Here is a 21,059-nt window from a genome sequence, read left to right on the forward strand (position 1 = left end):
TTTTTTTATGGTGTAGCATGACGCCTTCACACCAAGGAGCGACGCATGTTGAAAACAATGGGCAGAACCCTGCTGGCCGCCGCCATCGCCGGTAGCGCCGGCGCCGGGGCCGCCGCGCCGATGACCCTGCAGGACTACCTGGCCCTGACCGGCCCCGCCCCCAGCCTGCACGTGGCCTATGGCGGCGCGCCGTCCCAGTTCGCCGAATTGTTTGCACCGAGCGGCGACGGCCCGTTTCCGGTCGCGGTGGTGATCCACGGCGGCTGCTGGACCAAAGAGTTCGGCGGCATCACGCAAATGCGCAACATCGCCGGCGACCTGCTGCGCCAGGGTGTGGCGGTATGGAACGTCGAATACCGCCGCTTCGACGAGGCGGGCGGCGGCTACCCCGGCATGTACCACGACGTCGCCACCGCGGTGGACCGCCTGCGGGCGCTGGCGCCGGCGCACCGCCTCGACCTGTCGCGCATCGTGCTGGTCGGGCACTCGGCCGGCGGCCACCTGGCGCAATGGGCCGGCTCGCGTTCTCGCCTGCCGCGCACCAGCCCTCTGTACATGGCCGATCCGCTGCCCGTACCCACCGTGATTAGCTTGGGCGGCCTGGCCGACCTGCGCAACGAGGCGGCCTTGATCAAATCCAGCTGCGAGCGCGACACCGCGCAGCTGGCCGGCACGCCGAGCGCCGCGCGGCCGGACGTTTTTGCCGACACCTCGCCGGCCGAGATGCTGCCGTCCGGCGTGCGCACGGTGCTGATCCACGGAGAATTCGACACCGTGTCGCCGGCAAGGGCCGGACACGATTACGCGCGCCGCGCCATCGCCGCCGGCGACGCGGCCGAGGTGATCCTGCTGCCGGGGGGAAGCCACTACGACGAGGTGGCGGCGACGTCGCCGTCGTGGTCCATCGTCTCGGCGCAGATCCGCAAGGCGCTCGGCATCGGCCTGCCGCCGGCGGAACGCTAGTACTCGGTCGACTTGCGGGCGTCGCCGCGCACCCGGTCGGCCGGGTATTTGTCGGCGTTCAGGGCGATTTTCTCCAGCGCGGCCGCGCGCAGGTCGACGCCGCTCTTGTCGGCCAGTTGCACCAGGTAGAGCAGCACGTCGGCCAGCTCGTGGCGGATGCCTGCGCGTTTGGCGTCATCGAGTTCGGCGTCGGCGCCGGTGTTCAGCCACTGGAAATGCTCGGCCAGTTCCGCCACCTCGACCGACAGCGCCATCGCCAGGTTCTTCGGGGTGTGGAACTGCTCCCAGTCGCGCTCACGGGCGAAGGCGCGCGTCAGCTCGCGCAGCTCGGTCAGGGTATCCGGGGAAGGGGAGGCGGGTGTGGTATCCATGGCCGCCATGTTAGCACCATCCATTTTGCGCTTCAGCCCCCGTTTTCGACGGTTTGTCGCATGACGCGCGCGCGGACCGTGGTCGCTGGCTATAGTGGCAGCACTATATAACTTCACGGACACCCGAACATGCGCCGCTCAGCCATCGCCTTCGCCACCATCGCCGCCTTCTCGACGCTTGCCACGCTGGCCGGCTGCGCTGTCATCGTCATCCCGGACGATGGCAATATGCAGTACAAGTCGTCCTTCGGCGGCAGCGCGGTCGAGGGCAACGGCCAGGTCGCCGTCGAGCGGCGCGACGCCGTCGTCGGCGCCAATGTGGACGGCATCGATATCAACGGCCCGCTGCAGGTCGAGGTGCGCGTCGGCGAGGCGGCCTCGCTGCAGGTCGAAGGCGACAGCAACCTGCTGCCGCTGCTGCGCACCGACGCCAGCGGCGGCACCTTGCGCGTCTGGGTCGAAGGCAGCGTGCGGACGGCCAATCCGCTGCGGGTGGTCTACACCACCGCGCAGCTGCGCCAGATTCATTCGAACGGCTCCGGGCGCCTGTCGGTCAGCGGCCTGAATGGCGGCCCGCTGGTGCTGGGCCAGAACGGTTCGCGCTCGGTGCAGTTGGCGGGCAATGTCAGCCGGCTGGAGGTGCGTTTGAACGGCTCCGGCAGCATCGACGCGGCCGGCCAGCAAAGCGGGTCCACGCTGGCCAGCCTGAATGGCTCCGGGCGGCTCAACCTGGGGAACCTGCGCGGCGACTCCCTCAGCCTGGACCTGCACGGCTCCGGCGGCGTCAACGCCAGCGGCAGCGTGCGCAGCATGATCGTGCGCCTGTACGGCTCCGGCAGCGCCGATCTGGCCGGCTTGACCAGCCAGAGCGCGGAACTGAGCACGCATGGTTCGGGCAGCATCTCGGCCGCCGTCAGCCAATCGCTGGTGGCCGACGCCAGCGGCTCGGGAAGGGTCACCGTCTACGGCAACCCGGCGCAGCGCAGCGTCAGCGGAAAGCGCGTCAGCGTACTGCAGTAAGGACCATCGGTCCTACGCGGCGGCTGTATTGTTTGTCAGCTGGTCGATCATCGCCGCCAGCGGCATCGGCCGCGCATACAAATAGCCCTGCAGGCACGGGCAGCCGTGGCCGATCAGGAAATCGGCCTGCGCCCGCGTTTCCACGCCCTCGGCCACCACGTGCAGCCCCAGATGGCCGGCCATCGCCAGGATCGACTGCACCAGCGCGGCGCTGCTGGCATCGTCGGGGGCGTCGATGATGAAGCTGCGGTCGATCTTGAGCTCATACAGCGGCATCTTCTTCAGGTACGCCAGGCTCGAATAGCCGGTGCCGAAATCGTCGATCGAGAAGCGCAGCCCCAGCGCCGCCAGCTGGTGCATGCGGCCGACGGTTTCCTCCAGCTTGTCGATCAACAGGCCCTCGGTCACCTCCAGTATCAGCCGGTCGGCGGGCGCGCCGGTGTCGGCCAGGGTGCGCTGCACCAGCGCGACGAAATCGGGCTGGCGGAACTGGCTGGGACTGACATTGACCGACAGCGGTATCGACACGCCGGCGCGCTCCAGCAGCAGCAACGCCTCGCAGGCCTGGCGCAGCGCCCACGCGCCGAGCGCCAGTATCAGTCCCGATTCCTCCGCCACCGGGATGAAGACCGACGGCGGCACCATGGCGCCGCCGGCCAGTGGCCAGCGCATCAGCAACTCGCCGCCGATGGCGCGGCCGTCGCGGTCGACCTGCGGCTGCACGTGCATTCGCAGCTCGCCGCCGGCCAGCGCGGTGGCCAGGTCGCGTTCCATCGACAGCCGGTGTTCGACCGCCGTCTGCATCGCCATCTCGAAGAAGGCGATGCCGTTGCGGCCCTCGGCCTTGGCGCGGTACATCGCCGTATCGGCCTCGCGCAGCAGGTCGTGCGCGGTCTGTTCCAGCTCCTGGCCCTGGCGCGGTTTGGGCAGCATTGTCACGCCGATGCTGGCGGTCGAGGTGTACAGCTGGCCGTCGATCTCGAACTCATGGCCGATGGTCAGGCGGACTTTTTCGGCTACCGCGCGGGCGGCACGGGTGGCGCTCTCCAGATCGTCGGCCAGGTGCGCCAGCACCACCACGAATTCGTCGCCGCCAATGCGCGCCACAGTGTCGGCCTTGCGTACCAGCTGGCTCAATCGCTCCGCCGCCTTGCACAGCAGCGCGTCGCCGATCGCGTGGCCGCGCGCGTCGTTGATGGTTTTGAAGCGATCGAGATCGACGAACATCACCGCGCTGAAGGTGGCGCTGCGCGCGGAACTGGCCAACAGCGTGTCGATGCGGTCCATCAGCAGGCGGCGGTTGGGCAGGCCGGTAAGCACGTCGAAGAACGCCAGCCGCTCCAGCGAATCGGCGCCGGCCCGCAGCTCGTCGAACGAGCGCGCCAGCTGCTGCAGCAACACGGCGCAGGACAACGTCAGCACCGCCGTGATGAACATGAAATTGATCGAGATGATGGCCGACTTGAGAAACGCATGGTCGGGCATGCCCTCGATTTGCAGCTTGGCGTTTTCATCGAACCCGAGTACCATCACCGCGAGACCTGCCAACAGCAGCATCCACAGCGCCGGGCGCAGTCCGAGCAGCAGGGCGGCAAGCACCGGAATGGCCATCAGGTAGATCTGGCTGACCGGCCCGATCTTGAGCAGCAGGCCGACGCCGACCAGGAAGGCGACCGCCAGGAAGTTGAGCACGCGGATGGTGTAGGCGAGGCGGCGCAGCAGCAGGATGGCGCCGAGCCACGACAGCGCGATAACGTCGATGACGACGATCGACCACATGCCCTCGCTGGCGGCCAGCAGCATGCTGGGTACGGCCGTGCCCAGTCCGAGCAGGAACACGATCAGCAGCAGCCTGGCGAAAATCCGCGCCCGCCAGTGCGCTATGTCGTTCGGCGCAGCCACGTTAGCCGTCCCCCCAGGTGCGATGGATCTATTGTTATTGGTGGTTTCCGATCCTGATGGTACCCGCAATCGCGACCCGTGTCACCGGACCGGCGGGCCCGTTTCAGTCCCCGGCGGTGACGCTGCCGATGCCAGACACCGATTTGTTGACGGTTTTCGGCTTGCCGTAGTAGTTCAGGGAGCCCATGCCCTTGGCCACGGCGTTGAGCAGATCGCTGGCGTAGACGCTGACGCTGCCCACGCCTTCGAAATTGACATCGACCCGCTCCGCGTGCAGCGCGTGGGTGTCGACCTGGCCCACGCCCTTGGCGTTCAGGCGCAGGTACTTGACCTTGCCGCTGGCGACCAGTTGGCCGGCGCCCAGGTAGCCGATGTCGAGGCGGTCGGTATTGACCTTGCTGATGATGGTTTCGCCGGCGCCTTCGACCTTCACGCGGCTCAGGGTGGGTACCGTGATGATGATGCGCGGGTCGCCCCTGGAACCGGTGTAGCTCTGGTCCGGCATGGAGATCTGCAGTTCGTTGTCGACCACCGCGGTCTTCAGATCGGCGACGAACTTGTCATCGCCGCGCACCACCACCGACTGCGTCTTGCCCGCTTCGACCGTCATCGCGAACGCGCCCTTGGCGTTGACGGCGATGAACGGCGGCAGCGCGCGGGTCGACTCGGCCGCCAGCGCCGGGGCGCTGACGACGTACAAGGTGGAGGTCAGGGCGGCGATCAGGGCGGTGGTCAGGACAGCGGAAGCGGTGCGGCGCATGGTGAATCCTTGATGGTTTGTTCAATGGTTACTTATTTTGATAACGTTGATTTTACTGAACTTGGCCACCGCGACCGACATCTTTGCGACGAACTGCAAGAAAATGTCGATGTGTTGCGCTGCGGCTACGTTTTGCGGCGTGACGCCGTCCCGCCGCGACCCGCTAGCGTCCGGCAAGTCACGTGCAAAGGGCGTATGATCCCGGAGAAACCGCACCGCATCGAGGACCACATGACACCCACCGCTACACCAAAAAACGCGCAATCGCGCCCCGGCACTGTTTTCCGCGTCGTCAGCGGTAATTTCATGGAGATGTTCGACTTCTTCCTGTTCGGGTTCTACGCCACCGCCATCGCCAACGCCTTTTTCCCGGCCGGCGACGAGCTGGCGTCGCTGATGATGACCTTCATGACCTTCGGCGCCGGCTTCCTGATGCGGCCACTGGGCGCCATCTTCCTCGGCGCCTATGTCGACCGCGTGGGCCGCCGCAAGGGGCTGATCGTCACGCTGGCGCTGATGGCCATGGGTACTTTGCTGATCGCCTGCGTTCCCGGCTACGCCACTATTGGTTATGCTGCGCCGCTGCTGGTGCTGACCGGCCGCCTGCTGCAGGGCTTTTCCGCCGGTGTGGAACTGGGCGGCGTCTCGGTCTACCTGGCCGAGATGGCGACGCCCGGCCGCAAGGGCTTCTACGTCAGCTGGCAATCGGCCAGCCAGCAGGTCGCCGTCGTGGCGGCCGCCGCGCTGGGCTTTGGCTTGAACAAGTGGCTCACGCCGGCGCAGGTGGGCGAGTGGGGCTGGCGCGTTCCGTTTTTCGTCGGCTGCATGATCGTGCCGGTGCTGTTCGTAATCCGCCGCTCGCTGCAGGAAACCGAGGAGTTCAAGGCCCGCAAGCACCGCCCCGAGGTCAGGGAGATTTTCCGTTCGATGTTGAACAACTGGGCGCTCGTCATCTCCGGCATGATGCTGGTCGCGATGACCACCGTGTCGTTCTATCTCATCACCGTCTACACGCCGACCTTCGGCAAGAGTGTGCTGCACCTGACCACCAGCGCGGCGCTGATCGTCACCCTGTGCGTCGGCGTGTCCAACTTCATCTGGCTGCCGGTGATGGGGGCCTTGTCGGACCGCGTCGGACGCCGTCCGTTGCTGCTGTGCTTTTCGGCGCTGGCGATCCTGACCGCGTATCCGGCGCTGCACTGGCTGGTCAATGCGCCCAGCTTCGCCCACATGCTGGAAGTGGAGTTGTGGCTGTCCTTCCTGTACGCCAGCTACAACGGCGCCATGGTGGTGGCGCTGACCGAAGTGATGCCGGTCGAAGTGCGCACGGTCGGCTTCTCGCTGGCGTACAGCCTGGCGACGGCGGTGTTCGGCGGCTTCACGCCGGCGATCGCCACGGGCCTGATCGAATACACTGGCGACAAGAGCGCGCCTGGTTGGTGGATGACCTTTGCCGCGGCGTGCGGCCTGTGCGCCACCTTGGTCCTGTATCGTCGCCAGCGCATGCTGGGCGCCGATACCCCGGCCGGCCGCATGGCCGCGTAAGGCGCCGTCACATTATCGGTCGCGCGCGGCCTGCCGCCGTCAGGTGCGCAGGCGCGCGAACAGGCGTTCGATATCGATTTCCTGTATCAGCAGATTGCCCTGGTTGGCCTTGATCAGGCGCGGCGCCAGCGCCGACTGGTCCGATCCCATCGGCGATTCGGTCATGTCGGCGGTATCGAACTGCTGCACCGAATGAAGGTCGTCGACCAGCAGGCCGATGGTGCTGTCGCCCAGGTGCACCAGCATCACCTGGCTGTTGTCGGTCACCACACCGGCTTTGCCCGTCGCCAGCAGCGCCAGATCGAACACCCACACAAAATGCTTTTTACCGCCTGCCAGCGGCACGTCCAGCATGCCGACCCGGGCCGGATTGTTGCCGGCGGCTTTTTGCACCTTGGCGAAGGGTACGGCCTCCTGTATCCGCGCCGCCTTCAGCGCCATCAGCGTGCGGCCGGCATAGAAGATGGCGAAATCGGGACCGGTGTCGCTGCGGCGCTCGATCTGCGCCGGCGGCGCCGGCATCGCCGATTTGTCGCGCACCTGGCCGAACGACTCGATCAGCACCGACAGCACCGGCTGTTCGATATCCGCGTTCGCGCCGGCGCGGAATTCGCGATAGCCTGAGGCCCGCGTGCACGCGGCGATCACATATTGGCCGCCATGCAGCATGATGCGCGAGACGCTGTCGCCGGCGCCGTTTTCGGCCGCCGCCAGCAGGCTGGCGTCCAGTGCCAGCGTATCGCCCGGCGGACAGGCGGGATCCGTGGACGACAGGATGCAGCGATCCGGTGTGATGAAGAAGGCGTGCATATTGCGGCGGCCGGCGACGCCGCTGTGCAGCATGTTGAGCAGCTCGGGACGCGAATCGAACACGATGCCGATGCCGCCGACGACCGTGGACGTCTGTTCCGGATGGCGGATCGCCGCGTGATAGATGAAGGTCGGCTCGCCGCCGTACAAGGCCGATGGCGCGAACGGTTCGGGATAGTGATCGAGGTCGCTGCGCAGCGCGCAAACGCGGCCCAGTGTGGCGCTATCGACCTGGGCGCCGATACTGGTCGGCCGGCCATCGCCCTCGCCGGTGCTGGCCACGATGCGGCCGGTGCGGTCGTAGACGAACAGGCGCGCGTACACGGTGTACAGGCTGTTGATGTGGGCCAGGACATCATTCATCGCGGCGGCTTGTTCGGTCGACGGATAGGCCAGGCCGCGCCGCAGCTGCGCGCTCAACGCCCACCAGCGGCAATCGTTGGCGCGCTCGTACAGATTGCGGTCCAACATATCGACCAGCAGCCGCGAAGTCAGTTCGGCCTCGCTGATGCTGGCCGTGAGCACCGTCTGGTACAGATCCTGGATCGAGCGTGAAAAGATCGCATCGCTGCGGCCACCGGTTTCGGTAATCTGATCGAGGACGGTATTGAGCTTGTTGACGTTGCCGCTGTGATGCCCGTGGCCTTCGTTCGCGGCGCTGGTGACCTTGCCGTTCCAGACGATGCGTTCGATGGTGCGGGTGGTGCGTGTCACCGCGCTCATTAACTCATGAAGGGTAGGGCTGAATGCCTGCGCGTGCGACAGCAAGCCTTCGATCAACTGCGGATCGACACCGCCCAGCGCATCGGCGGCGGCGTTGCGGAAGGCCAGATCGACAGGCATCATCAACTGTCCCTTCCAGCCGGCCGGGCCGGGATAGCCCTGGTAGCCGTCGGAGCGGAAAGTGCGCACCAGGTATTCGCGGCCGCCGAACATCAACAGCTGCGACAGGCCGTCGACGTTGGTCGGCACCTTGACGCCGGCCGGTATCCACAGCGGATCGGCGCTGCTGATGACGCGGTCCTGCGCGTCGAGCAGCAGCATGTTGGCGCGGTGCGACGGATCGCGGTAGGACGCGAAGATGGCGTCCATCTCCTGATCGAAATTGAAGCACAGGCATAACACGCCGGCCGGCTCGCCGCTGTCCGGATGCAGCATGCGGTGCGAATACACCAGCGCGCGCGGTTTGCCGGGCCGCAGGTCGGTGGCGCGGAAGGTCTCTACGTAACCGGAGGCGGCAAGCGTCGCGGCCAGCAGCGCATCGCGGCTGTGGTTCACCGGCGTGGCGGGATCGGCCTGCACCAGCACACGCCCGTCCAGGTCCAGCAACAGGATCTCGTCGTAGACGGTGTATTTGTCGCGGTAATCGGACAGGCGTTGGCGCGCCGCTTCGAGGCCGACGCCGTCCTCGCAGTCATCGCCGATTCCGGCGACAAAGCGGCACAGATCGACATCGGTGGCCAGGAATCCGACATCGGCGGTGCGCTCGAACAGGTTGCGCACCAGGATATCGATCGCGTAGCGCGCCTGGGTGCCCAGGTCGGCCAGCACATGGCGCACCTTTTCCTGCACCAGATTGGCGATCAGCGCGCTTTCGAGCTGCGCGAAACCGGTGCGCGTGGCCACCATCGCCGGCAGCAGCAGGCGGGCCTCGGCCGGGCAGTTCATCTTGGCCGACGACTCGATCAGCTGCCACATTTGATTCAGTTCGCGCAGCGACAGTTCGCAGCGCGCGACGTCCGGCATATACGGCAAAAAGGTGTCGGCGCTTGCGGCTGGTGGCGTTTTCATATCCCGGATCCGACATAAAAAAGTATTTCCACAGCAATTTTTATGCCAGACGGGAAAGTGGCGAAAAAAAACGCCATCGGGTGTGGATGGCGCTGGTTTTGGATTAAGCCTTGTTACTGAGGCAGGATTTCATGAATGTCTTGCGGTCGTCACCTTTTTTCCCGGTGGCGTCGGCATTACATTTTTTCATCTTGTCTTGCTGCGTCAGTTTTGCTTCCGGCGCCGCGGCTGCGGGTTTGGCGCTCAGACATTGCTTCATGAAGGCTTTGCGCTCATCGCCTTTTTTTCCGGTCGCATCGGCGTTACAGGTTTTCATTTTGCTTTGCTGGGCTGTCGGTTCGGCGGCAAACACCGCGCCGCTCAATGACAGGATCAGGCTGGCAACGAATAGTTTTTTCATCATGGTTTCCTCTGCGGTCGAAATGCGAATGGTCGGGCCCGTGGCCACATGAAGACTATAACTGATGTTGCTGCTGCCAGGACAGTTTCCACGTGCCCGGCAGATTACGGCTCGGTAATTTTCGCTATCGTTCGACAAATACGGCGGTGGCGCGCGGGGCGACGGTGAAGCTGCCGCCGGCGCTGTCGTAGTCGCCGGTGCGGGTTCTGCGCAACACGTGGTGCAGCGTCAGCCTGCGGCCGGCCAGTTCCGGGATGGCGATCGTTTTGCCGACTTTGTCGACGTTGAACACCACCACCACCGATTTGTATTTGGCGTCGCCGCTGCGCAGCGGGGCGCGACCGTCGATGCTCATGACGATCAGGCCGGGGATCTGCGCCGGTCCCGTGTTGTGGAAGCGCAGCCGCTTCGATACCTCGTCCCCGGTGGGCAGGCGGAACAGGGCGCTGTCCTGGCGGATCTCCAGCATGTCGTTGACGTAGTCCTTCGCGCTGACGATGGCGTTGGTGTCCGGCTTGATCAGCGGGTTGGCGAGGATGGGCGACATCAGCGGCCAGTTTTCCTGGTTGACGCCAGCCAGCGGCAAGCCGACGCCGAAGCCGTTCGATTGGTAGCTGTAATCGAGCTTGTTGAACCAGTCGCCGGCGTCGTAGCTGTCGCGGTCCATCGATTTGGAGCGCAGGATTTCCTGTCCGGCGTGCAGGAACGGTATGCCCTGAGACAGGATGTTAATCGCCGCGCCGAGATTCTGCACCCGCACGCGGTCGGCCATGCTGGTCGCTTGCGGCAGCTTGTAGGCGTTCAGGTCGAACAGCGTCTGGTTGTCGTGGGCCTCGATGTAGTTGATGGTTTCGGCCGGGTTGGCGGCGAAACCGGCCTGCTGGCCGAAGTAGTCGATCTGCGAGTTCTTGCGCCAGGCGCCGGTGCGGTCGATGAAGCCATAGTCGCGCAAGGTGCCGGACAGGCCGACCTTGACCAGATCCCCAAGCCGCAGCAAGTCGTCCTTGGTTTGCGTGGATTGCGCGTTCGGATCGTAGAAGGCGCCGTTGATGAAGCCTTGCTGGTTGATCAGGCTCGCGCCGCTGTCGCAGCAGCCGCCTCCGCGCACCGCGTCGCGCAGCCTGTCGTTGAAGGAGCCGATGCCCGAACCGTACATATTGGCCTGGCGCGCCTGCACGAAGCGGGCGTCGTTGCCGACGGTGCCGAAGTTCCACGCCTCGCCGTAGATGTAGATGTCGCGCTGGGCGGCGGCGTTGACGGCCGCCTGCAGCCGCTTCATCACCGGCAGCGGCGTGAAGCCCATGATGTCGAAGCGGAAGCTGTCGACCTTGTAGTCGCGCGCCCAGGTGCTGACCGAGTCGATCATCAGCTTGGCCATCATGGCGTTTTCCGAGGCGGTGTCGGCGCAGCAGCTGTCGTTGGTGATGCCGCCGGCCGCATTGAGGCGGTAGTAGTAGGTCGGGACGATTTTGTCGAGCACCGACAGCGGCCCTTGCTGCGAGGCGCTGGTGTGGTTGTAGACGACGTCCATCACCACCCGCAGGCCTTGTTCGTGCAGGCCCTGCACCATTGAGCGGAACTCGCGTACGCGGACCGCGCCGTCGTTGGCGTTGGTCGCATAGCTGCCTTCCGGCGCCGTGTAGTGCACCGGATCGTAGCCCCAGTTGAAGCAGTCGGCGCCACGCGTGGCTTCCACCGCCGCTTGCTGGTCGGGCGCGTTGGGCGCGGCGTTCGGTATCGACGGCGTGGTGCAGCCGGTTTCGTTGACGCTGGCGTAGTCGAACGACGGCAGCAGGTGGATATGGGTCAGGCCGGCCTTGCGCAGTTCGCGCAGGTGGCGCATGCCGTTGGAGCCTTCGTCGGTGAAGGCCAGGTATTTGCCGCGATGGGTGGCGGGCACGCTGGCGTCGCTGGCGCTGAAGTCGCGGATATGCAGTTCGTACAGCGCGATGTCGGTCGGCTGGTCGAGCCGCGGCAGGCTGTGATGGTCCCAGCCGCCCGGTTTGAGGGCCGCGCTATCGAGGTTGGCGACGAAGCTGCGCTGGCTGTTGGCGCTGACGCTGAGCGAGTACGGGTCGGTCACGGTGTTGTTGACGATCGTATTGCCGGCCCAGCGCGAGAGCACCTGCACGTTGTAGGTGTAGTAGTAGCGATTGACCCAGCTGGCGTCCGGCGCGGTGTAGCTCCATACGCCGTTGGCGCCATCGCGCACCATGGCGCGCGTGGCGATGCTTGGGCTGTTCGCGTCGGGATAGATATTCAGGCTGACCGCCTTGGCGGTCGGCGCCCAGATGCGGAAGGTGGGAGCGCCGTTGCGGCTGTAGATCAGGCCCAGCGAGGCCTTGGCGGCGCCGGCGAAGACGTCGTCCAGCATGCCGCTGGTTTGCAGCGAAGTCACTTGTATCAGTTTGCCGGTGGCGTCGAATTGCGCGATCGCAAACTGGTTGCTGGCGCGGGCGGCGATGCCGGCGGCGTCGGTGCTGGACATGGTCAGCGCGGTGGCGCCGGCCAGGTGCGGATATTTTTCACGCAGCGCCGCCGGCAGGGCGCCGATCGGGTTCAGGGCGATGCTGCCATCGGCGCCTGTGACGCCAGCGGGGTTGGACCCCAGGCCGCCGTTGGCCGCGTAATACAGTTTATAGCTGCCGCCGGCGGGCACGCCGGGCCAGGCGAAGGTGGTGGCGGACAGCCAGTGCGCGCTGGCGCTGTTCAGATTTCCGAGGCTGATGGCCGGCTCGGTATTGTAGACGGTGCAGTCGCCTTCCAGCATCCAGACTTCCTGGCCGACGCTGGCGATGTTCGCGTTGAAGGTGGCCGATTGATCGTTGCCGCAGTTTTTATTGCCGCTGCCGTCGGTGACGAGGAAGGAGATCGCGGCTTTCGCCGTGTCGACCGGGATGTCGACGTAGCGGCCGAAGGCGTCGCTTTGGGTGAACATGAAGCGGCCCGTGATCCAGGCGGGGCTGGGATTGGTCGGGCCTTCCCAGGAGTAGACGCCCCATTGCGCCTCGTCGCCTTGGGCGCGGTGGTAGTGCATGCGGATGGTGCCGGCGGCTTGCGGGCTGGCCGCTGCGCCGATGGTGGTGCTGGCCAGGGTTTTTGCGGTTGGCGTGGCGGTGGCGTCGGTGTCGCCTCCGCCGCAGGCTGCCAGTGCGGCCAGTATCGCCAGTGCCGAAATATATTTCAGGCGTGAAAGTAAACTACAGTGCGTTGTCATGCGCGTCTCCATTGTCTGTATGGTGTGGTGGCCTCCGAACGTCTGTGGAACGGATGGCTGTGTAATATTACTACTTTAAGAATGTGAAAGTGATAAATATTTTTGGCACAAAAAAACGCCGCTATCGAGCGGCGTTCGGGGTGGGGCTGGTAACCGCTATGCGGCTTTGACGGACTCCGGGCGCCCGCAGTAACGCTGCACGTAGGCCTGGTGCGTCGGCAGTTGCACCACCGTGCGGTCGACTTTGGACTTGATGTTGCCGAGGAATTGCTTGAGCTCCTCGTCGCCCATCAGGTCGGCCGTCTGGTGGTGCGACCGGGGCATGATCCCCTGGCCCAGCATCACCTGTATCCACGAGTTTTCGGCGAACAGCTCGTCCGGCACGCGGAACACCCGGCCCGTGTCGCGGAACAGATCGATGCGGTGCTGGAGCGAAGCGGGGATGCTCATCTCGCGGCAGTCGATCCAGAACTGCGAGTCGGTGCGGTTGTTGACGTGGTAGTGCAGGATGATGAAGTCGCGTATGTGCTCGATCTCGCGCTGGCACTGGGCGTTGTATTCGTCGATGTCCGACTGGCGTACGCCATCGGCCGGGAAGATCTGCATCAACCGCACCACGCTGCGCTGGATCAGGTGGATGCTGGTCGATTCGATCGGTTCGAGGAAGCCGCTCGACAAGCCGATGGCGACCACGTTGCCCTTCCAGGTTTGCTTGCGCTGGCACGGCTTGAACTTGATCACGCGCGGTTCGATCAGCGTGCGTCCTTCGACGTTGGCCAGCAGCTGCTTGCGCGCCGTGTCGTCGTCCAGATAGCGGCTCGAATAGACGATGCCATTACCGACCCGGTGCTGCAGCGGGATGCGCCATTGCCAGCCCGCCTGGTGCGCCATGGAGCGCGTCAGCGGCACGGCGTCGTCGACCGCTTCGGTTTGCACCGCGATGGCGCGGTCGCAGAACAGCCATTGCGACCAGTCCTCCATCGGTTCCTCCATCGCGTCGCCGATCAGCAGGCCGCGGAAGCCGGTGCAGTCGATGAACAAGTCGCCTTCGATTTCCTGCCCCGATTCGAGCACGATCGAGCGCACGTCGCCGTTATCGCGTTTGGTGTAGCGGACGATCTTGCCCTCGATGCGCTGCACGCCGCGCGGTTCGCTCAGGCGGCGCAGATACTTGGAATAGCGGCTCGCGTCCAGGTGGTAGGCGTAGTTCATGCCGTTGTTGGGCAGGTGCGCGAAGCGGTGCTCCAGCGACGCTTTCAGCTCCAGGCAGTAGTCGCCGTAGTCGCCGGCCAGCCCGCGTTCCACGCCTTTGTGCCAGAAGTGCTGGAAGCCGGCCGTCCAGTGATCGACGCCGGTGAAGCCGAAGGAGTGGATGTAGTTCTCCTTGACGTTGCGCCATTGCTCGAACGAGATGCCCAGCTTGAAGGTGGCCTGGGTCTCGGCCATGAATTCCTGCTCGTTGATCTCCAGCAGATTGTGGAAGTTCATCAGCGTCGGGATGGTCGCCTCGCCCACGCCGACCGTGCCGATTTCGTCGGACTCGATCAGTTTGATGTCGAGGCGCTTGCCCAGCACCTTGGCGATGCCAGCTGCGACCATCCAGCCGGCGGTGCCACCGCCGCAGATGACGACCCGGCGCACCGGTTGCCGATTGGTTGAGTCTTTGTTTTGGTCTTGCATTTTGCCGGTCTCCTTATCGGTTCAGCTTTTTTAGTATTTGGGCGCGCAGCGCACGCGCGCCATCTGCCGTCAACGGCGCCAGGACGTGGCGCGCCGCTTCGGGAATGTGTTCCGCCGTTTCTTCGTCGGCTTCGAATATGTAGTGACGGAAGACTTCCTGCCACGCCTTACGTTGTTCCGGCGGCAGCCCGCGCATCGTCAGGAAAGCCGTCATCAGGGCGTTGGTCGGCGTATCCATGAATTCCGGCGTGCGCTGCCACCAGTAGTTGACCAGGACATTGAAGGCGTCCAGCGCCTCGATGTGGTGCCACCACATGCTGGGGATGAAGAGGGCGTCGCCCGGTCCGAGCACCGCGCTTTGCGCATGTTCCAGCGCCTCGGCGTAGCGCGGGAACTTGTCGAAGTCCGGCTTCAACATGTCCACCAGGCTGATGGCCTGGCCGGCCGGCGTGAAGTCGAGCGGGCCGATATACAGGTTCTTCAGCTGCTCCGGCGGGAACAGCATGAAGCGCCGGTGACCCGCAGCCACCACCGCCAGATTATCCGGCACGTCGTAGTGGGCGGCGATGCGGGTGCGGTTGCCGATCCAGATGCTCATCAGGGCATCGCGGCCGCCGAGATCGAGGTCGTTATGTTCGCGGAAGCCGGGCAGGCAGGTTTCGACGCTGGTCGAACCCACGTACACCGTCGGCGGCCTTTCCATATCGCGCTTGACGCGGATTTCATCGAGCACGCCGGTCAGCTTGGCGTGCACCGGATAGAAATTGAAGCCGCTCATGTCTTCGTTGTAGAAGAAGCGGCCCTCGGCCTCCGGTGGTCCCAGCATCGCGCCGACCGTGGCGTCGCCGTAGAAACGGCGCAGGTAAGCGTCGCCCTGCTCGTGCGATTCGCGCGCCGCCCGCACCATCGGCCAGCTCGCGGCCAGGCCGCGCAGCACGAGCGGCTGCGTGGCGGTCAGGATGTCGTCGGTCAGCTGGTGCGGGCCGACGCCGGCGATTTCGCGTATCGCTTTAGGCATGGAGCGCGTTCTTGCGGTCGATCAGCGCGCGGAAATTCGACAACGAGGCGATCACCATATAGATGGCGTGCAGGTGGCCGCCGGCGTGCAGTTTGGCGATGACGTCGCCACTGAGCGCGGCCAGCCGGTCCTCGTTGATCGTGTGGAAGCCGGCCAGGCGGTTTTGCGAACCGTCGTCCAGGCCCACATCGAGCACGAAGCTTTCCAGCAGCTCGTGTTCGACCAGGGTGGCCACGAACAGTGGCGTGTCCTGCATGCCGTTGTGGATCGCCGCCAGCAGCGAGTTCACGCGCTCCAGATAATCGGTGGTGCCGCCGTGCGGCTTGAAGACTTCTTCACCCTCGCTGTCGCTGACGCGCGGGTTCTCGATGTCGATATGTACCGTGAGCTCCTGGCCATCCGGTCCGCCCAGGCCAATCAGGAAAGGCTGGCGCTCGACCAGCATCGGGATGTAGACCGCGTCCCAGCGCTCGCCCTGCAGGAACAGGTTCTCGCCCTCCTGGAACCCGAGCAGCGCGATCGGCTCGAAACCCACGCCGTCGGTGGTCTGGCGGAAGACGATCGGGTAGCACGCCTGGATGTTGCGGAACTCGGCGGGGAAGGTGGGCGCGGCCATCTGCGCATCGCCGAAGCGTGCGCCGCGCCGGGTGATCACGCGCAGGTTCTTGTGCTCGACGTTGTTGAGTAATACTGGTTTTGGCATAACTTGTCTCTGTTGGTCATTATGTGCGCAGGCCGTGGCGTTTGATGTGCTCTATCAGCTCGCGATTGGTGGGAAGTGCGTCCAGCATCTTCTGTGTCAGGTTGGCCGCCTCGCGGAAATAGCCGTCGGCCATCGCCGCTTCGTGCGGATGTTGCTTGGTAAATTCTGTGGTGTGGCCCATGCCGTACAAAATGTACTGGTAACTGGCCGACGGGAACACTTCCTCGATGCGGTTGAAATCGCTGCGCGACGGCGCGCGGTGGCGCCACAAGGTCAGCAACTCGCCCAAGCGCTCCGGCACGGCAGCGGTGTTGTCGCGCCAGTAGGCGCTGTCGCGGCGTTTGCTCAGCACATAGTGCAGCTTGAGGAAGTCGATTACCCGCTCCCAGCGATAGGTAAATTGTTCGTTGAAGCGTTTGGCGACGATGTCCATCGCCGCCCGCGTGGCGGGCATGTCTTCGCTGACCATGGCGACCGACATTTCCACCAGCGCCAATGCGGACGCCTCCAGCGGCTCGATAAAGCCGGCCGACAAGCCGATGGCGACGCAGTTGCGATGCCAGAATTTGGCGCGGTAGCCGGGTTCGAAGGTCAGCTTGCGCGGCGCGGGGATGTCCTCCGGCCCGCCGGTTGCCGCGATATAGGCGCGCAATTCGGCCTCGGCCTGGTCGTCACCGATGTGCGCGCTGGAATACACGTGGCCGACGCCGCGCCGGGTCGGCAGGCCGATGTCCCAGATCCAGCCGGCGCTTTGCGCGGTCGACGACGTTTGCGAGGCGATTGGATAATTGGCCTCGGGGTAGGGGAGTTGCACGGCCAGTGCCGAGTCGTTGTACAGAACATGCTTCTGGGACACGAAGTCGATATCGTAATGCTTGCCCAGCAGCAGCGACTGCATGCCGGTGCAGTCGATGAACAGGTCGCCTTCGAGCGCGCCGTGGCGTTGCGTTTGCAGCGAGGCGATATCGCCGTTGGCGGCCGAATTGATGCCGGTTACATGGTCAGGCACATAGCGCACGCCCAAGTTTTCCAGGCAATGCTTGCGCAGGAACAGGCCGAATTTGCCGGCGTCCAGGTGGTAGCCGTAGTTGGCCACAGCGGCGAATTCCGGCGTGGCCGCCTGCTTGGGCGCCTTGCCGCGCGCACACAGATGCGGCTGGTAGCTGACCAGGTCGGCAAACGGCACGTCGGGATGCTGCGCCAGCCAGTGTTCCGGCATGTTTGCTTCGCCGTAGCCTTGCGGCAACACAAACGGATGGAAATAGTAGTCGCGGTCGGCGCCGGTGCACCAGCGGTTGAAGCGCGAGCCCTGCTTGAAGGAGGCGTCGCATTCGCGGAAAAAATCGGCTTCGGACACGCCTATGCGGCGCAAGGTGTCGCGCATGCTAGGCCAGGTGCCCTCGCCGACGCCGATCGGCGCGACGTCGGGGGATTCGATCAGGGTCACCTGCAACCCTTCGGACGGGGCCGCACCGCCTGTCGCGCGATGTTCGGCCGCGATCAGGCCGGCGGTCAGCCAACCGGCCGAGCCACCTCCCACTATCACTATCCGGCGGATCAAGTCATTGGCCATTGGAACGTCCCAGATCATTGCAGAAAGTATAACCGACAAGGCCGCTGACGGGCAGCGGCCTTTTCCTTCGAGGGTTGTAATTACACTACATTAATACGGATTATTAAAACTTATAGCGCGCCCCGATCATGTAGCGCGGACCGGCCTGGGTGACCGATTCCACCGCCTGTTTGGTGCGGCCGTGCACCCGCTGGATCGAGTTGCCCGCGTTGATCACCTCGAATTGCAGGCTGATGTTTTTGTTGAGGTTGTAGCCGACGCTCAAATCGATCTGCCCGTACGACTCGGTGTACTGCGGGTTAGGGCCGTAGGAGTCGAAGGTCGACGACAGGAACTCGCCGCGCCAGTTGTAGGCCAGTCGCGCGGTCCACTTGTCGTTCTCGAAGATGCCGACCACGTTGGACGAGTTGCTCAGCCCCACCAGCGCGAACTGCTCGCCCAGCCTGGCGTTGTCGTACTTCAGGCCCGAGTTCACATACGTGTAGTTGGTCGAGATGCCGAAGCCGCTGCTGCCGAACATGTGCTGCAAGTTCACCTCGATGCCGTCCAGGCTGGCTTTCTTCTGGTTGGCGAACGAGTTGATCTTGAAGTTGGCGATCGGATCGTTCGGTTGGCCGACGATGGTGCCGGTGGCGTTGCCGGTGCCGTTGTCGTCCGGTCCGCGCGTCACACCCGGCGCCGTCGGATGGTTGCGGAAGATGTAGTTGCGAATACATGTGGTGTCCGCCGTCGCGCAACCATTGGCCAGCGCCTCGTTCCACAGCGCGCCGCCGACCGGCGTGTGCAGGTTGAACGGCGTGGCGTTGAAGGTCGACTGACCCGCGTAGTTGGTCAAATCCTTGCGGAAGTAGCCCAGCGAGAAGAAGTTCTGCTGGCCGTAGTACCACTCGTAGGACAGGTCCAGGTTTTTCGACTTGACCGGTTTGAGCGCCGGATTGCCCTGGTTGCCGCTGCCGCCGTCGACCCGCGCCAGCGAATTCAATGTGGTACCGCCCTGGATCTGGTCGTAGCGCGGCCGGCCTATGCTTTGGCCATAGCTCAGGCGCAGTTTCTGCGTTGGCGTCAGCTCGATGTCCGAGTCCAGGCTCGGCAGGATGTTGTGGTACTTGCCGGTCAAGGTGGTGAAGGTTGGCGCGCCAAAGGCGACCGGCAATTCGTTCTGCGATACCCAGCTGATGCTCGTGGCGGCGGGCACCAGCGCGGTCGAGGTGACGTCGGTCTTCTCGTAGCGCACGCCAAGGGCGGTGCGGATCGGCAACGCCGTGTCCCAGTCGGTATTGAACTGGATGTAAGCGGACTTCGATTTTTCCTCGACGCGCGAGTCGTTGTCGAAGGTGCTCTTCGGCAGGTACAGCGCCGGCAGGCCGGACGCCGTGGCCGCCAGCTGGCGCACCTGGCCGAAGTTAAACGTGTAAAACTGGTTGAACAGCGCGGGATTGTCGCTGCCGTCGATCTTGTCGAAGTACTGGCGGATGGTGTCCTTGTGCCAGACGTTGCTTGGATAGTCGGCCGCCTTGGTGGCGCCGCCCCAGGTGTCGCGCTGGTTGTTGGAGAAGGCCGAGCGGTTGTCGACCTTGGTGGTGCCGGCGCCGAATTTCAGTTCGGACGCCTCGAACACCTTCCACGCGCCCTTGACCTGGGCCTGTTCGACCTCGCCGCGCATGTAGGAATTGTTAAAGTTCGAGCCGGTGACTTGCTGGCCGGCCTTCGTGAAGTCCACGCCTTCCATGCTCAGCACAGGGAAATCCTGGCTGAAGTCGGCGGTGGTGGTGCCACGGCTGAAGCTGGCCGTGCCAAGCGTGTTGCTCGAGCCGAACGGGCTGTCGGCGCCGGAGGTGGCGGTCGAGCGGTGCGCGTCGAGCTCCAGGCGCAGGTCGTTGTTCGGCTTCCACACGGCGTTGAAGCCGAGCGATTTGTTCTGCGTCTTGGTGGCGAAGTCGGCGCCGCCCATGGCCACGTCGGACGTGCCGATGGTAGGATCGGTGGCGTTGCGCGGGATGATCTCGGAATAGCTCAGCGGGCTCGACACCGGACCCTTGGTCCAGGAGCTGGCCGACGGGCCGAAGTTGAACCACGCGCTGATATCGTTGCGCTTGGTCTGTATCTTGTTTTCCGAATAGGTGTAGTCCAGCGTCGTGACCAATTCCTTGACCGGCTTGAACTGCAAGGTCAGCTGGCCGTTGGTGCGCTGGCGTTTGACGCCGTTGAAATTGTAGTTCAGGTTCTGCGGCACCATGTAGACGTCGTTCGGGCCGGGGCGGTTGGTGATGTTTTCCGAGCCGGCGGCGCCCGGTTGCGGGATCGAGCCCCAGCTGTTTTCGTCGCCGCGCACCGGGCCGTGCCAGCCGCTGGAGACGGCGGCGGTATTGTAGCCCAGGTTGCGTTCCTGGTAGCTGCCGGTGATGGCGATGCCGAATTTTCCGTCGGCGAAGGTGTTGCTGTAGATGCCGGACAGTTCCGGCGTGGTCGAGTTGCTGGCCTTGACGTCGGCCGGCAGGTTGTCGTTCGAGGTGTCGTACACGCCCTTGACGCCGAAGCTGGCATGCAGGCCGGGCCGGTCGAACGGACGCGCCGTCATGACGTTGACGGTGGCGCCGATGCCGCCGGTCGGGGTGTCGGCGCGGCTGGTTTTATACACTTGCAGCTGCGAGATCGCCTCGGACGCCAGGTTGGCGAAGTCGAAGGCGCGCCCGTTCAGGTCGCCCAGGTTGGAGGTCGGCATCTGGCGGCCGTTGAGCAGCACCATATTGAAGTCGGGGCCGACGCCACGCACGGTGATCTTCGAGCCTTCGCCGATCGAACGGTCGATCGATACGCCGGAAATGCGCTGCAGCGATTCGGCCAGGTTGGTGTCCGGGAACTTGCCGATGTCCTCGGCGACGATGCCGTCGACCACGCCGTCGGAATTGCGTTTCAGGTTCATCGACGAGATCAGCGCCTGGCGCAGGCCCGTCACCACCACGCTTTGCACCACCGGCGCTTCGCCGGCGACGTCGACCGGCGCCGCCTGAACGCCGGCCTGGGTTTGCGCGAACGCCGGCAGGGCAGTGGCCGAGGCCACGAAGGCGCCGGTCACGGCCAAGGTCATCAGTTTTTGTCGTGTCTTTGGATAATGCATGTTGTCTCCAGTGTTTTTATAAGCCGCTCTCGCGTTGCCTGCTACCCCATCATCGCCACTTTTCCAAATATCCCAGCAATCTTGGAAAGGTTTCCATTCGATACTGGCAAATATAGCATCGTTCGTTTTTTAAAGTCAATTTGGAATGACATGGAAACGCGCCGGGTTTTCGTTGACAGGGCAAAACA

14 protein-coding genes are annotated in these 21,059 nt (G+C 64.5%); 3 read left to right on the forward strand and 11 right to left on the reverse strand.

The window, feature by feature from the left end:
• Window positions 1–45: 45 nt before the first annotated feature.
• Window positions 46–963: an alpha/beta hydrolase gene (locus tag ACZ0BA_RS25985; RefSeq protein ID WP_463453999.1), complete on the forward strand. Its 918-nt coding sequence runs from the start codon at window positions 46–48 to the stop codon at window positions 961–963.
• Here the strand turns inward: ACZ0BA_RS25985 and ACZ0BA_RS25990 are convergent.
• Window positions 960–1,334, reverse strand: coding sequence for a nucleotide pyrophosphohydrolase (locus tag ACZ0BA_RS25990; RefSeq protein ID WP_463454000.1), 375 nt, complete (start codon window positions 1,332–1,334; stop codon window positions 960–962). The two genes, ACZ0BA_RS25985 and ACZ0BA_RS25990, sit on opposite strands and share 4 nt — an antisense overlap.
• Window positions 1,335–1,463: 129 nt before the next feature.
• On the opposite strand from ACZ0BA_RS25990, the gene ACZ0BA_RS25995 reads away from it, so the two are divergent.
• On the forward strand, window positions 1,464–2,354 hold the full coding sequence (locus tag ACZ0BA_RS25995) for a head GIN domain-containing protein (RefSeq protein ID WP_463454001.1): 891 nt from the start codon (window positions 1,464–1,466) through the stop codon (window positions 2,352–2,354).
• A 12-nt stretch (window positions 2,355–2,366) separates the two neighbouring features.
• On the opposite strand, the gene ACZ0BA_RS26000 is transcribed toward ACZ0BA_RS25995, so the two are convergent.
• Window positions 2,367–4,256, reverse strand: a complete 1,890-nt coding sequence (locus tag ACZ0BA_RS26000) for a putative bifunctional diguanylate cyclase/phosphodiesterase (protein ID WP_463454003.1) — start codon at window positions 4,254–4,256, stop codon at window positions 2,367–2,369.
• A gap of 103 nt (window positions 4,257–4,359) precedes the next feature.
• The gene (locus ACZ0BA_RS26005; protein ID WP_463454004.1) at window positions 4,360–5,016 is read right to left on the reverse strand and encodes a GIN domain-containing protein; all 657 of its coding nucleotides are present in this window, start codon (window positions 5,014–5,016) and stop codon (window positions 4,360–4,362) included.
• A gap of 231 nt (window positions 5,017–5,247) precedes the next feature.
• On the opposite strand from ACZ0BA_RS26005, the gene tcuC reads away from it, so the two are divergent.
• Complete coding sequence (tcuC, locus tag ACZ0BA_RS26010) at window positions 5,248–6,561, forward strand: tricarballylate/proton symporter TcuC (protein ID WP_463454005.1); 1,314 nt, start codon at window positions 5,248–5,250, stop codon at window positions 6,559–6,561.
• Window positions 6,562–6,600: 39 nt separating this feature from the next.
• On the opposite strand, the gene ACZ0BA_RS26015 is transcribed toward tcuC, so the two are convergent.
• The 8 genes from ACZ0BA_RS26015 to ACZ0BA_RS26050 form a co-directional block, all read right to left on the reverse strand.
• Complete coding sequence (locus ACZ0BA_RS26015; protein ID WP_463454007.1) at window positions 6,601–9,162, reverse strand: chemotaxis protein CheW; 2,562 nt, start codon at window positions 9,160–9,162, stop codon at window positions 6,601–6,603.
• Between the two features lie 103 nt (window positions 9,163–9,265).
• Window positions 9,266–9,562 (reverse strand): PsiF family protein, encoded by a 297-nt coding sequence (locus tag ACZ0BA_RS26020; protein WP_463454008.1) that lies wholly within the window; start codon window positions 9,560–9,562, stop codon window positions 9,266–9,268.
• Between the two features lie 124 nt (window positions 9,563–9,686).
• The gene (gene pulA / locus ACZ0BA_RS26025; protein ID WP_463454010.1) at window positions 9,687–12,779 is read right to left on the reverse strand and encodes a pullulanase-type alpha-1,6-glucosidase; all 3,093 of its coding nucleotides are present in this window, start codon (window positions 12,777–12,779) and stop codon (window positions 9,687–9,689) included.
• 156 nt (window positions 12,780–12,935) lie between these two features.
• Window positions 12,936–14,459, reverse strand: coding sequence for a tryptophan halogenase family protein (locus tag ACZ0BA_RS26030; RefSeq protein ID WP_463454011.1), 1,524 nt, complete (start codon window positions 14,457–14,459; stop codon window positions 12,936–12,938).
• 13 nt (window positions 14,460–14,472) lie between these two features.
• Window positions 14,473–15,477 (reverse strand): cupin-like domain-containing protein, encoded by a 1,005-nt coding sequence (locus ACZ0BA_RS26035; protein ID WP_463454012.1) that lies wholly within the window; start codon window positions 15,475–15,477, stop codon window positions 14,473–14,475.
• Window positions 15,470–16,180 (reverse strand): SapC family protein, encoded by a 711-nt coding sequence (locus tag ACZ0BA_RS26040; protein ID WP_463454013.1) that lies wholly within the window; start codon window positions 16,178–16,180, stop codon window positions 15,470–15,472. Before ACZ0BA_RS26040 ends, ACZ0BA_RS26035 begins: the two co-directional genes overlap by 8 nt.
• A gap of 19 nt (window positions 16,181–16,199) precedes the next feature.
• Complete coding sequence (locus ACZ0BA_RS26045) at window positions 16,200–17,753, reverse strand: tryptophan halogenase family protein (RefSeq protein WP_463454014.1); 1,554 nt, start codon at window positions 17,751–17,753, stop codon at window positions 16,200–16,202.
• Window positions 17,754–17,856: 103 nt separating this feature from the next.
• The gene (locus ACZ0BA_RS26050; protein WP_463454015.1) at window positions 17,857–20,871 is read right to left on the reverse strand and encodes a TonB-dependent receptor; all 3,015 of its coding nucleotides are present in this window, start codon (window positions 20,869–20,871) and stop codon (window positions 17,857–17,859) included.
• Window positions 20,872–21,059 lie beyond the last annotated feature (188 nt).

The organism is Duganella sp. AC917 (assembly GCF_979258245.1).